The sequence below is a fragment of the Streptomyces novaecaesareae genome (assembly GCF_000716875.1).
In the GTDB taxonomy this organism is placed as follows: Bacteria; Actinomycetota; Actinomycetes; order Streptomycetales; family Streptomycetaceae; genus Kitasatospora; species Kitasatospora novaecaesareae.
This window is the reverse complement of record NZ_JNWQ01000131.1, coordinates 1-11,810: the sequence shown is the minus strand read 5'-3', so window position 1 is coordinate 11,810 and position 11,810 is coordinate 1. Positions and strand designations below refer to the sequence as shown.

Sequence of the window (11,810 nt, the reverse complement as noted above, 5' to 3'; positions counted from 1 at the left end):
CAAGCAGAAGACGGCATACGAGATTTCTGCCTGTCTCGTGGGCTCGGAGATGTGTATAAGAGACAGCGCCTACACCGTCTCCCTCGCCCGGGACGAGGACGACGTCCGGGCCGCCCAGCGGCTGCGCCACCAGGTGTTCGCCGCCGAACTGGGCGCCGTCCTGCACAGCCCGGTCGCCGGCCTGGACATCGACGCCCTCGACGAGTACTGCGACCACCTCCTGGTCCGCGAGGGCGAGCACGGCACCGTCGTCGGCACCTACCGACTCCTGCGCCCCGAAGCCGCCCGGCGGGCCGGACGGCTGTACTCCGAGGGCGAGTTCGACCTCTCCGCCCTGGCGCCCCTCCGCCCCGGCCTGGTCGAGCTCGGCCGCTCCTGCATCCACCCGGACCACCGGGGCAACGGCGCCGTCATCAACCTGATGTGGGGCGGCATCGCCCGCTACCTGGCCGACACCGGCAACACCTGGGTCGGCGGCTGCTGCTCGATCGGCCTGGAGGACGGCGGCGCCACCGCCGCCCGCGTCTGGGACACCGTCAGCGCCAAACACCTCGCCCCCGCGGAGTACGGGGTCACCCCGCACCGCCGCTGGGACGCCACCGGCGTGGCACGCGCCGAGCGCGGCGCCCTGCCCGCCCTGCTCCGCGGCTACCTGCGGCTCGGCGCCTGGGTCTGCGGCGAGCCCGCGTACGACCCGGACTTCGACTGCGCCGACCTGTACGTGCTGCTGTCGCTGGAGCGCACCGACCCGCGCTACCTGCGGCACTTCCTCTCCGGGCTGCCCGGACTGGGCACCGCGTCGTGAGCGTCTGGCTGCCCACGGCGACCTGCCGGCCCGAGACCTGCCTGGCCGAACCGTCACCCGAGGTCTCCCACCCGCGACGGGTACTGCGGCTGACGGCCTGTCTGGCGGCCGTCGTGGCCGGCGTCGTGCTCACTCCGCCGGTCCGCCTGCTCCCATACGACACCCGGGACCGGCTGATCCGGCTCTGGGCGCGCGTCCTGCTCCGCACTCTCGGGGTGGCCGTCCACCTGACCGGGGCCGGCGGCGGCCCGGGTGGCGGCGGGGTACTCGTGGTGGCCAACCACGTGTCCTGGCTGGACATCCCGCTGCTCGCGGTCGGCCGGCCAGGCCGGTCGCTGGCCAAGACCGAGGTCCGGCAGTGGCCGGTGCTCGGGCGGCTGATCGCCGGGGGCGGCACCGTCTTCCTGGACCGCGACCGGCTGCGGACCTTGCCGGACACGGTGACGGCGGTGGCCGAGATGCTGCGCTCCGGGCAACCGGTGATCGTCTTCCCGGAGGGCTCGACCTGGTGCGGGCGGGAGAGCGGCCGGTTCCGGCCCGCGCTGTTCCAGGCGGCGGTGGAGGCGGGCGCCTTCGTCCAGCCGGTGACGATCCGCTACCGGCTGGCGGACGGGCGCCCCACCAGCGTCCCCGCCTTCGTCGGGGACGACGGACTGCTCACCTCCCTCGCCCGGGTGGTGGCGGCGCGCGGGCTGGTCGCCGAGGTGACGTTCCTGCCGCCGATCCCGCCGCCCGGACCGCAGCCCACCCGGGCCGGCGCCCGGCGCGACCTGGCCCGCAGGGCGCAGGCGGCGGTCGAAGGGATCCACTGACCGGCCGCCACGACGGCGGCCGGCCGGGCCTGCTGGGCCTCGGCCTCTGACGACCCGACGACCCGACGACCCGACTGCCTGACTGCCTGACTGCCCCGGACCGGCAACCGCGGCTGGACCGTTCGTACAAGTGGGCCCTTCCTACGAACCCCCTACGATACGAGGCGTGATCGCCTATGCCCCAGCAGCCCTGTTCTTCCTGTTGTTCGGAGTCGGGGTACTACGCGACCGTCGCCAGTTCAGCAACGCCGTCCTCCTCGGCATCGCCGTCTCGTTCCTCTCTCTCGCCCTGCTCGCCGAACTCCGCAAGGCGCCCACCCTGGTGGTGGAGATCGTGGCAGCGGCCATCATCCTGGTGCCGGCCGTCGGCACGCTGGCCCTGATCTGGTTCCTGCTCTCCAACGGCATGACCATGATCCGCAAGGAGGGCAGGCGCCCGGCCAACCTGCTGTCGCTGCTCGCCGGGCTGGGCATCATCGCCGTCAACGTGCTGCTGCTCGCCGCCCTCGTCACCGGCTCCCGGCGGCTGGCCATCCTGGCGGGCACCGCCGTCCTGGTGGTCCTCTACGTCTCCTTCCTGTTCGTCTGCTTCGTCGGCTACGCCTTCCTCTACGGCCGCCACCGGCCGCGCCGGGACGTGGACTTCGTGGTCGTGCTCGGCTCCGGGCTGATCGGCGGCGAGCGCGTCCCGCCGCTGCTGGCCAGTCGGCTCAACCGGGGCCGCGAGGTGTACGAGAAGCAGGCCGCGCGCGGCAACCCGCCGGTGCTGATCACCTCGGGCGGCCAGGGCCCGGACGAGAAGCTGCCGGAGTCCCACGCGATGGCCGACTACCTGGTCGAACGCGGCTTCCCGGCCGAGCACATCGAGCGGGAGGACCGCTCGCGCACCACCGAGGAGAACCTGCTCTTCAGCAAGGCGATCATGGAGCAGGCCAAGCCCGGCTACCGCTGCGTCGTGGTCACCAACAACTTCCACGCCTTCCGGGCCGCGCTGATGGCCCGCAAGACCGGCGTCGACGGGCACGTCTTCGGCTCGCCGACAGCCAGGTACTACTGGCCGAGCGCGACCATCCGCGAGTTCGCGGCGGTGTTCCTCTCCCACAAGCTCGTCAACTTCGGGATCTGTGGCCTCCTCGCGCTCTGCGGAGTGCTCGCGGCCCTCTGAACTCCCCTGTGCCTTCGGGTTCACCGCGTTCAACGGGATTCGGGCCCCGGTCGCCGTGGCGGCCGGGGCCCAGCCGTTCGACCGGCCGTTCCACCGGCCGTTTCCGTCGACCCCGTCGGATGATCCCGTCGGTCCGTCAGGCCGTCGGACCGTCAGACCGCCGGGCGGGGCGTCAGGATCGCGCAGGTGGTGGTGGCGTGCGCGTAGAGCTTGCCGTTCTCCGTGCCGACCACCCGGGCCTCGGCGGTCGCCATCGTCCGGCCGAGGTGCAGCACCTCGGCCTCGCAGCGCACCGGCGCCGAGTCGGCGAACAGCGGGCGCAGCATGTGGACGTTCAACTGCGTGGTCGTGTAGCCCAATCCGGCCGGCAACTTGCTCAGCACGGCACAGCCGAGCGCCGAGTCGAGCAGGGTGGCCAGGTATCCGCCGTGCACGGTGTTCATCGGGTTGTGGAGGTGGTCGCCGAAGTGGCCCTCGAACACCGCCGTTCCCGGCTTCACCTCGATGAGGTGGAAACCCATGGTGCTGCAGATCGGGGGCTCCGGGATGCGCCCGGCGATCCACTCCAGCAGGATCTCCTCCCCGGTCAAGTGGGCGTACTCGGCGATCGGCGGGCCGGCCGTCCAGGTGTGGGTCCGGGTGCGCCGCTCCAGGCCGGCCGGGGACTGCTGCTCGTCGGAGTCGATCTCGGAAGTCGTCATGGGATCAACCTGCCCGGTTCGACGCCGCGTCTCAAGTGCCTTCCGGTGTACGGCTGCACGAGCCCCGCCGGTGCGACCCGCGCCCGTACGACGCCCGCCGGTGCGACCCCCGCCCGACGGAACGCCCATGGCGGTCCGCGCCATGCCCGGGCGGTGGACCTCGGGTGACCACCACATGGCTCAGGGGTGCGCAGCGCGCCACGCTGCACGGGATCCCGCCCCCACTCCTCCCCCACCCAGGAGCCCCGATGCCTCTGCGCCCCGTCGCCGCCGCACTGCTGACGGCCGTCGCCCTGGCGGTCGCCACCGCCGCACCGGCCCCGGCCACCGCGGACCCCACAACCTCCGTTCCCGGCACCTCCGCTGTGAGCACCGCCGCCGTCACCGACTCCGCGGGCGGGACCTTCCAGCAGGTCACCGGCTTCGGCGCCAACCCGGGCAAGCTCGCGATGTACACCTACACCCCCGCTGGTCTGCCCGGCGGCGCTCCCCTGGTGGTCGCTCTGCACGGCTGCGTGCAGAGCGCCAACGACTACTACCGCAACTCCGGCTGGACCAAGTTCGCCGACCAGTACGGCTTCGCGGTGGTGTTCCCCCAGACCGGCAGCGCCAACAACAGCCTGTCCTGCTTCAGCTGGTTCGACGCGGGCAAGGACGCCCGGGGCGTCGGGGAGGCGGAGTCGGTCGCCGAGATGGTGGCCAAGGCCAAGGCCCTGTACGGTTCGGACGCCCAACGGGTGTTCGTCACCGGGCTCTCGGCCGGCGGTGGGATGGCCGCCGACCTGCTGGCCGACTACCCCGACGTGTTCGCCGGCGGGGCGATCGACTCCGGGCTGCCCGCCCACTGCGCCACCGCCCAGAGTGCCGCCTCCGGCTGTCAGAACACCGACCAGGGGCTCACCCCGGCGCAGTGGGGCGACAAGGTCCGAGCCGCGTACCCGGGCTACACCGGGCCGTGGCCCCGGGTGGCGATCTGGCAGGGCAGCGCCGACACCACCGTCCGGCCGGTGAACGCGACCGAGCTGCGCGACCAGTGGACGAACGTCCAGGGCATCGCCCCCCGGCCGACCGGCACCCGGAGCCTCCCGGGCGGCACCACCCAGGAGCTATACGCCGACGCGTCCGGACGGCCTGCCGTGGCGCTGTTCACGGTCAGCGGGATGGGCCACGGACTGGCTGTCCACCCGGGCCCCGGCGCCGACCAGTGCGGGGCGACCGGCGCCTACTTCCTCGACACGATCTGCTCCAGCTACTACACCGCACAGTTCTGGGGCCTGGACGGCGGCACCGGGCCCACCTCCCCCGGCCTGCCCGCCCCGAGCGGGCTGACCGCGACCCCGGCCGGTGCCACCTCGGTCGCGCTCGGCTGGCAGGCCGTCAGCGGTGCGGCCTCGTACCGGGTCTACCGCGACGGAACCCAGGTCGGCAGTGCCACCGGTGTGTCCTTCACCGACACCGGGCTCACCGCCGGCACGACCTACGGCTACACCGTGGCGGCGGTCGACGCATCCGGCACGGTCGGCGCCCGGTCCGCGACGGTCACGGCGACCACCCCGGGCGGCGCTGCCCAGTGCTTCACCGCCAGCAACTACGACCAGGTCCTGGCCGGCCGCGCCACCCAGAGCGGCGGACTGACCTACGCCCTCGGCTCGGGCCAGAACATGGGGCTCTGGAACACCTTCGTCACCCACACCCTGCAGCAGACCGGCCCCGGCTTCTACGTGCTTGCCGACGGCCAGTGCTGACCAGCGGCCGACCGGCCAACGGCTGTCGGGCCAACGGCCGTCGGGGCAACAGCCCACCGACCAACGGCCGTCGGGGCAACGGCCCACCGACGTAGCGGCACCCCGCCGACGGCTCAGCCCACCCCCTCCCCCGACCTGACCCCGACGAACAGGTCGTCCTCGAACGCCCCCGCGGCCGCCCCGCCGACCGCGGGCACCAGGCTCCGGGCCAGGTGGTAGTCCTCGGTCGGCCAGACCTCGCGCTCGATCTCCCGCGGGTGGGACATGAACGCGACGCCCGGCTGCACCTGGGTGGCGTGCGCCAGCATCGCCGCGTCCCGTACGGCGAAGTGCTCGGCGCACGCTATCCGGGTGGTGGTGGCCAGGGCAGGCGGGGTGTCGGGCCATTCGGCGAGCAGCTCGCCCATGTCGGACGGCACACCGTGCTCCGTCATGGCGTCGTGGAGGGTCTGGAACCAGGCCCGGGAGAGTGCCTGGTGGTAGTAGAGCTTGGACACCTGCCAGGGCTCGCCCGCCTCGGGGAAACGCTCCGGGTCGGCGGCGGCCTCGAAGGCCTCGACGGTGACCCGGTGGGTCATCACGTGGTCAGGGTGCGGGTACCCGCCGGTCTCGTCGTAGGTGACCACCACCTGCGGGCGGAACTCCCGGATCAGTGCGACCAGCGGCGCAGCGGCGGCCTCGACCGGCTGAGCGGCGAAGCAGCCCTCCGGCAGCGGTTCGTCCGGACCGGGCATGCCGGAGTCGACGAAGCCGAGGAACTGCTGGCGCACTCCGAGGATCTCGCGGGCGGCCGCCATCTCCTCGCGCCGGATCCGGGCGAGGTCGGCCCGGACCTCGGGCCGATCCATCGCCGGGTTGAGCACCGAGCCGCGCTCGCCGCCGGTGCAGGTGGCGACCAGGACCTCCACGCCCTCGGCGGCGTACCGGGCGAGCGTGGCCGCGCCCTTGCTGGACTCGTCGTCGGGGTGCGCGTGCACGGTGAGCAGGCGCAGGCCGCCGGGGTGCTTGGTGAACATTGGGTACCTCCGTGGTCGTCGGTCGTGGTGGTCGGTCGATGGTCCGATGGCTGGCTGCCGGCGGACCGATGGATTGTCAGAGAGCGTTCCTACGGGTGTTCGGGTAGAGCCAGGCGGGCGCGATCGCCAGCGCGGACAGGGCCAGCACCCACCAGAACGTCTCGCCGAAGGCCGCGCCCGGCTGGTCCGGCCGGCCGTGCTGCGCCTGCTGGAGGGCGAGCGTCAGCACCGCCGTTCCGAGCGCCCCGCCGACCCGGTTCAGCACGTTCACCGCACCGGCCGCCGCCGGCACCTGGGCCTTCTCGACGCTCCCGTACACAGCCGCCAGGCCAGGGATCGCGATGATCCCCATGCCTGCGCCGCGCAGTGCCAGCGAGCCGGCGATCAGCCAGTCGGCCGGGTCGGAGCCGCTGCCCAGCTGGGTGAACGCGAGCGTGCCGACCAGGGAGCAGGCGATGCCTATCATGATCAGCGGCCGCGGCGCGACGCGGTCGGTTATTCGCGCGGCCAGCATCGCGGTCACCGCCGTGCCGAGGGCCTGTGGCGCCAGCAGCAGGCCGGCCTCCACCGCCCCGGCGTGCTTCACCTGCTGGTAGTAGAGCGGTACCAGGAACATCGAGCTGTAGAGCGCGGCGCCCTGGAGGAAGCTGTTCGCCGTCGCCACGGTGAAGCCGCGCCGGGCGAAGAGCCGCAGGTCGATCAGCGGCGTCCGGACACCGCGGCGGCCCACCCGCAGCGCGTACCCGCCGTAGAGCGCCACCATCAGCGCGCCCGCCACGAGGGCGACCCAGCCGACCGTTCCACCGTCACCGACCGTCGAGAGCCCGTAGACCAGCCCGGTCAGACCGGGTGAGAGCAGCGCCAGGCCGATCACGTCCAGCCGTGGCCTCGGCGCGTCCGACGCCTCGTCGGCCGGCAGCCAGCGGGCCGCCAGCAGCAAGGTCAGCAGCCCGACCGGCACGTTCAACAGGAACATCCAGCGCCAGTCGAGGTGCTCCAGCACCAGCCCGCCGAGGATCGGCCCCAGGACGGGGGCCAGGCTGATCGGGAGCATCAGGGTGCCCATCACCCGCCCGATCCTGGACGGCCCGGCCGCTTGTACGATGATCGCCTGGCCGAGCGGCTGGATCATGCCGCCGCCGATCCCCTGCAGCACCCGGAAGGCGATCAGACTGCCCGTCGACCAGGCCAGGCCGCACAGCGCCGAGCCGAGCACGAACAGGACGACCGAGGCGAGCCACGCCCGCCGGGCCCCGAAGCGGCCGGCGGCCCAGCCCGAGAGCGGCATGGTCAGCGAGATCGCCAGCAGGTATCCCGTGGCCACCCACTGCACCGCCGCGATCGAGCTGTGCAGATCGCGGGTGACGGAGTCGATGCCGACGTTGACGATCGTGGTGTCGAGCAACGCGAGCACCGGGCCCAGCGCGAGCACCGCGCTCATCTTCCACAGACCCGGCGGAATCGGCTCCGGACTCCCCGCCCGGACTCCCCCTCGGCGGCTCTTCGCGGTGACGGATGTGGTCATGCGCCCTCCCCTGTGACGTCCCGTGAGCCGCCCGTCCGGCGGCTCCTCCGACGGCCTCCCCGGCCGCCTGGGAAGAACTTAGGACGGACCCAGTGATTAGGTCAAGCCTAATTCCTGTACTCGACCCAGTTAACTGCGCTAGGCTCCCGCCATGACCGAGACCGGGACACCACCGAACCTGCGCGAGCTCAACAAGCGCCGCACCCGCGAGGCGATCTCGCACGCCGCGACCAGGCTCTTCATCGAGCAGGGCTTCGACCGGACGACCATCGCCGAGGTCGCGGCCGCCGCGGGCGTCGCCAAGATGACCGTCACCAACCACTTCCCGCGCAAGGAGGACCTCTTCTTCGACCTGCACGAGGAGATCGTCGGCCGGCTCGCCCGGGCCGTCGCCGCCCGCGCCCCGGGCGAGTCCGCCCTGGCCGCACTGCGCCGCGACTGCCTGGCCGGGATCGACCGGCACGATCCCAGGCTCGGCTTCTCCGGCCCGGCCTTCGCCCGTACGGTCCTCGACAGCCCCGCGCTGACGGCCCGGCTGCGCGAGCTGCACGAGCAGGGCGAGACGGCCCTCGCCGCGGCCCTGGCCGAGGCCGTGCACGAGAGACCCGTCGGCTTCGAGTGCCGGGTCGCCGCAGCGCTGCTCGCCGCCGTCGACCGGGCCCTGGTCGCCGAGGTGTTCCGCCGCACCCTGGCCGACGAGGACCACGCCGCGATCGCCGCCGCGGTACGGCCCTCGGCGATCAGCGCCTACGACCGGCTGGAGGGCGCCCTGGGAGGCTTCGCCGTACGGGAGGCCTGACGGTCCGTCCGGCCCGGGCGCCTTGACGAAAGGTTGACCTGCTCACGGCAGAACGTTGGCGATCACCGCCCCTATGGTCAGCGCATGCCCTCACAGCCCATCAGGCCCACCACCCTGCCGGTCCTGCCGTACCGCAAGCCCACGCGGGGCCGGGACTACTGGGTGCTCAACGACGTCCTGCCCGATCCGGACGCCGTCCGCGAGCGCTGCCTGGCCCGCGGCGACTGGACCGAGGGCTACCCGTACCGCCCCGAGGCCTGGCCCGGCCTGCGCACCATGCCGGGCCTGGAGCCCGACGAACTGGCCCGCGTCGAGGCCCTGGTCCGCAAGGCCACCGGCGCCCCGCGGCTCTGGGTGCAGGGCACCCCGGACGGCGGCACCCTCAACCACAACTGCATCCAGGTCGTCGGCGACGGAGAGTCGGAGTCCCGCCCGCACACCGACTCCCGCGCGCTCTGCCGCTACGCCGCCGTGCTCTACCTCAGCCCGGGCGCGCCCAAGGACGCCGGCACCAGCTTCTACCGCCAGCAGTTCCCCGGCGGCCGCCTCGGCGGCAACCTGGTCAACGCCCCGCACAATAACCTGGTCGAGGCACTCGGCACCCGCCGCGTGCCCGCCGACCACTTCGTCGAGGACGTCCGCGTCCCCAACCGCTACAACCAACTGCTGCTCTACCACGCCAACCTGATCCACAGCGCCACCACCTACTACGGCGACGAGCTGGCGCAGCGCCGGATGACGGCCGTGTTCTTCTGGATGGCCTGACCCCCGCAGAAACGCGCCATGGGGATTCACACCTCCCCCGCCCGGGGACGCTCGCCCCATGCACAAGAGCCGCACCGACCTCCCCGACCACACCGACTGCACCGACTGCACCGACCGCACCGACCGCACCGACCACGACCACACCCCCGTGCCACCCACGGAGAAGATCCGCCCCGACTGGGCCGCGATCGACGAGCTGCCCACCCCCGAGTTGCTCGGCCTGATGAACGCCGAGGACCGCGCCGTGCCCGCCGCCGTCGCCGGGGAGCTGGAGCGGATCGCCGCGGTGGTGGACGCGGTGGCCGCCCGGATGGCGCGCGGCGGACGGCTGGTCTACGCCGGCGCGGGATCGGCCGGGCGGCTCGGTGTGCTGGACGCCGCGGAGTGCCCGCCGACCTTCGGCACCGATCCGGCGCTGGTCGTGGGCCTGATCGCGGGCGGCCGGGCGGCCGTCACGGAGGCCGTCGAGGGCGCCGAGGACCGCCCCGACCTCGCCGAGGCCGACGTGGCCGCGCTCGGCCTCACCGCCACCGACACCCTGGTCGGTGTCTCCGCGTCCGGCCGGACGCCGTACGCGGTGGCGGCCGTCCGGGCCGCGCGGGCCGCCGGCGCGCTGACGGTCGGCCTGGCGTGCAACCGCGGTTCGGCGCTGGCGGCCGCCGCCGAGCTGGGCATCGAGGTGGAGGTGGGCCCGGAGGTACTGGCCGGGTCGACCCGGCTGAAGGCGGGCACCGCGCAGAAGCTGGTGCTCAACATGCTGTCGACGGCTGTGATGGTCCGCCTCGGCCGGACGTACGGAAATCTGATGGTCGATGTCCGGGCCACCAACGCCAAGCTGCGCGAGCGCGCCCGCCGGATCGTCGCCGAGGCCACCGGCGCCGACGAGGACGCCGTCCGCCACGCCCTGGCCTCGACCGACGGCCGGGCGAAGGACGCGATCCTCGTCCTGCTCGCCGACGTGGACGCACCCACCGCCACCCGCCTCCTCACCGCCGCGAACGGCCACCTGCGTGAGGCCCTACGCGCGACGCCGCGCACGGCCGACGGCGGCTGAGCCGGGCCGAGACCGCGCCCGGCCCCCGTGGATCAGCCCCGACCCAGCCGCAGCTCCGCCGCCGCCACGACCTCGCCGAGGCGCGGGAAGTCCAGCTCCACCGAGGCCCGGTGCTCCTCCGCGGTGAGCGCCGTCATCGCGTCCTCGACGAACACCACCTCATAGCCGTGGTCGGAGGCCGCGCGGGCGCTCGACTCCACCCCGAGGTTGGTCGCGATCCCGGTGAACACCAGGGTCTGCACGCCCCGTGCCTGCAGCAGTTCGTGCAGACCGGTGCCCTGGAAGGCGCCGATGGTGCGCTTGACCACGACCTCGTCGGCCACCGCCTCGACCTCCGCGAGCAGTTCGCTCCCGGGCGGTTGCTCGGCGACGTTCGGCCGCTCGACCCGTACGGCGACGACGGGGGCACCGGCGGCACGGAAGGCCCGGGCGAGCTCCAGCGAGGTCGCCACCACCTCCGAACCGGCGCGTGGCGCAAGCGGGTTGGCGACGATCCGGTCCATCAGGTCGATCAGGACCAGGGCCGCACTGCGGCGATCAACGGTGGTCATGGGCCTCACGCTAGCCCACCCCCGCCTCCCGCCGCCGAAGGCTCTGCCCCCACCGAGTCCCCCAGCGAACCCCCCGCCTCCCGGGCGATCTCCGCCCGGAACCCCTCGATCAACACGCGCAGCCCGCCTTCGAAGTCGGCGTCGTGGTCGGTCATCCGCAGCACGTCGGCCGCCTCGCGCAGCAGCGGGAGGTCGCGCAGCGACTCGTCCGGGAACGGCGGCCGGTCACGGTCGGCGGCGCCCTGCCGCCAGGCCTGTTCCTCGGTGACCCAGCCCATGATGTACCGGTCGACGGTCAACAGCAGCCGCAGCGCCGTGCGCGGGCGTAGCCCGGCCCCGCAGAGCGCACTCAACTGGGCTTCGACGGCCGGGAGTTCGTCCTCGGTGGGCAGGGTTCCGGCGTGCACCCGGGCGCCGTCGCGGTAGGCGAGCAGGGCGTGGCGCTTGGCGCGGGCGTCGGCGGCGATCCACTCGGGCCAGTGCTCCGGGTCCGGTTGGCGGTCGGGCGGGAGGGCCTCGGCGAGCATCGCCTCGGCCATCAGGTCGAGCAGTTCCCGCTTGTTCTTGAAGTGCCAGTACAACGCCGGTGACTGGACGCCGAGTTCGCGGGCGAGCCGGCGGGTGGTCAGCCCGTCGATGCCCTCCTCGTTGAGCACGCGCAGCGCGGTGCGCACCACCTCGTCGCGTTGCAGCGCCATTCGATCAGCCTCCCGGGTAATGCACTTGCCGGACCCACCTTATCGCCGATAAGTTCCCGAGCTGGAATTTATCAGCGATAAGGAACGCGGCACGAAAACGCCGCCGACCACGAAGGGATCCGCCCCCGCATGCCCCCCGCCCCCGACCCCTCCCGACGCCGCCCCTCCCGGCCC

At 73.2% G+C, this 11,810-nt stretch carries 12 protein-coding genes; 7 read left to right on the top strand and 5 right to left on the bottom strand.

From position 1 onward, the window contains the following. Window positions 1-49: 49 nt before the first annotated feature. The 3 genes from OP86_RS30945 to OP86_RS30935 all read left to right on the top strand — a co-directional run bounded on the left by OP86_RS30945 (window position 50) and on the right by OP86_RS30935 (window position 2,782). Window positions 50-805, top strand: a complete 756-nt coding sequence (locus OP86_RS30945) for a GNAT family N-acetyltransferase (RefSeq protein ID WP_033334141.1) — start codon at window positions 50-52, stop codon at window positions 803-805. Further along, window positions 802-1,617, top strand: coding sequence for a lysophospholipid acyltransferase family protein (locus OP86_RS30940; RefSeq protein ID WP_033334137.1), 816 nt, complete (start codon window positions 802-804; stop codon window positions 1,615-1,617). Before OP86_RS30945 ends, OP86_RS30940 begins: the two co-directional genes overlap by 4 nt. A 166-nt stretch (window positions 1,618-1,783) precedes the next feature. Beyond that, complete coding sequence (locus OP86_RS30935) at window positions 1,784-2,782, top strand: YdcF family protein (RefSeq protein ID WP_030060707.1); 999 nt, start codon at window positions 1,784-1,786, stop codon at window positions 2,780-2,782. A gap of 152 nt (window positions 2,783-2,934) precedes the next feature. Here the strand turns inward: OP86_RS30935 and OP86_RS30930 are convergent, their stop codons facing one another. Then, window positions 2,935-3,483, bottom strand: coding sequence for a PaaI family thioesterase (locus OP86_RS30930; RefSeq protein ID WP_030060708.1), 549 nt, complete (start codon window positions 3,481-3,483; stop codon window positions 2,935-2,937). A gap of 248 nt (window positions 3,484-3,731) precedes the next feature. Here OP86_RS30930 and OP86_RS30925 point away from each other — a divergent pair, with 248 nt between their 5' ends. Continuing rightward, on the top strand, window positions 3,732-5,228 hold the full coding sequence (locus tag OP86_RS30925; RefSeq protein ID WP_030060709.1) for an extracellular catalytic domain type 1 short-chain-length polyhydroxyalkanoate depolymerase: 1,497 nt from the start codon (window positions 3,732-3,734) through the stop codon (window positions 5,226-5,228). Window positions 5,229-5,341: 113 nt separating this feature from the next. On the opposite strand, the gene mca is transcribed toward OP86_RS30925, so the two are convergent. Beyond that, on the bottom strand, window positions 5,342-6,244 hold the full coding sequence (mca, locus tag OP86_RS30920; protein ID WP_030060710.1) for a mycothiol conjugate amidase Mca: 903 nt from the start codon (window positions 6,242-6,244) through the stop codon (window positions 5,342-5,344). Between the two features lie 76 nt (window positions 6,245-6,320). Then, window positions 6,321-7,769 (bottom strand): MDR family MFS transporter, encoded by a 1,449-nt coding sequence (locus OP86_RS30915; protein WP_106973558.1) that lies wholly within the window; start codon window positions 7,767-7,769, stop codon window positions 6,321-6,323. Window positions 7,770-7,920: 151 nt separating this feature from the next. On the opposite strand from OP86_RS30915, the gene OP86_RS30910 reads away from it, so the two are divergent. From OP86_RS30910 to murQ, 3 genes are all read left to right on the top strand, one after another. Continuing rightward, the gene (locus OP86_RS30910; protein ID WP_030060712.1) at window positions 7,921-8,568 is read left to right on the top strand and encodes a TetR/AcrR family transcriptional regulator; all 648 of its coding nucleotides are present in this window, start codon (window positions 7,921-7,923) and stop codon (window positions 8,566-8,568) included. Window positions 8,569-8,652: 84 nt separating this feature from the next. Continuing rightward, window positions 8,653-9,333 (top strand): DUF6445 family protein, encoded by a 681-nt coding sequence (locus OP86_RS30905; protein ID WP_030060713.1) that lies wholly within the window; start codon window positions 8,653-8,655, stop codon window positions 9,331-9,333. Between the two features lie 58 nt (window positions 9,334-9,391). Continuing rightward, on the top strand, window positions 9,392-10,387 hold the full coding sequence (murQ, locus tag OP86_RS30900; protein ID WP_078589365.1) for an N-acetylmuramic acid 6-phosphate etherase: 996 nt from the start codon (window positions 9,392-9,394) through the stop codon (window positions 10,385-10,387). Window positions 10,388-10,419: 32 nt separating this feature from the next. Here murQ and OP86_RS30895 read toward each other — a convergent pair whose 3' ends face one another. After that, the gene (locus OP86_RS30895) at window positions 10,420-10,938 is read right to left on the bottom strand and encodes an isochorismatase family protein (RefSeq protein ID WP_030060715.1); all 519 of its coding nucleotides are present in this window, start codon (window positions 10,936-10,938) and stop codon (window positions 10,420-10,422) included. Window positions 10,939-10,943: 5 nt separating this feature from the next. Beyond that, a complete protein-coding gene (locus OP86_RS30890) occupies window positions 10,944-11,636 on the bottom strand; it encodes a TetR/AcrR family transcriptional regulator C-terminal domain-containing protein (RefSeq protein WP_051831063.1) in 693 nt (230 codons plus the stop codon). Window positions 11,637-11,810 lie beyond the last annotated feature (174 nt).

Bases quoted from the DNA above. Each gene is read 5' to 3' on its own strand.
- mca (WP_030060710.1), bottom strand. From the start codon at position 6,244: ATGTTCACCAAGCACCCCGGCGGCCTGCGCCTGCTCACCGTGCACGCG.
- OP86_RS30895 (WP_030060715.1), bottom strand. From the start codon at position 10,938: ATGACCACCGTTGATCGCCGCAGTGCGGCCCTGGTCCTGATCGACCTG.
- OP86_RS30905 (WP_030060713.1), top strand. From the start codon at position 8,653: ATGCCCTCACAGCCCATCAGGCCCACCACCCTGCCGGTCCTGCCGTAC.
- OP86_RS30930 (WP_030060708.1), bottom strand. From the start codon at position 3,483: ATGACGACTTCCGAGATCGACTCCGACGAGCAGCAGTCCCCGGCCGGC.
- OP86_RS30925 (WP_030060709.1), top strand. From the start codon at position 3,732: ATGCCTCTGCGCCCCGTCGCCGCCGCACTGCTGACGGCCGTCGCCCTG.
- OP86_RS30890 (WP_051831063.1), bottom strand. From the start codon at position 11,636: ATGGCGCTGCAACGCGACGAGGTGGTGCGCACCGCGCTGCGCGTGCTC.
- OP86_RS30915 (WP_106973558.1), bottom strand. From the start codon at position 7,769: ATGACCACATCCGTCACCGCGAAGAGCCGCCGAGGGGGAGTCCGGGCG.
- murQ (WP_078589365.1), top strand. From the start codon at position 9,392: ATGCACAAGAGCCGCACCGACCTCCCCGACCACACCGACTGCACCGAC.
- OP86_RS30910 (WP_030060712.1), top strand. From the start codon at position 7,921: ATGACCGAGACCGGGACACCACCGAACCTGCGCGAGCTCAACAAGCGC.
- OP86_RS30945 (WP_033334141.1), top strand. From the start codon at position 50: ATGTGTATAAGAGACAGCGCCTACACCGTCTCCCTCGCCCGGGACGAG.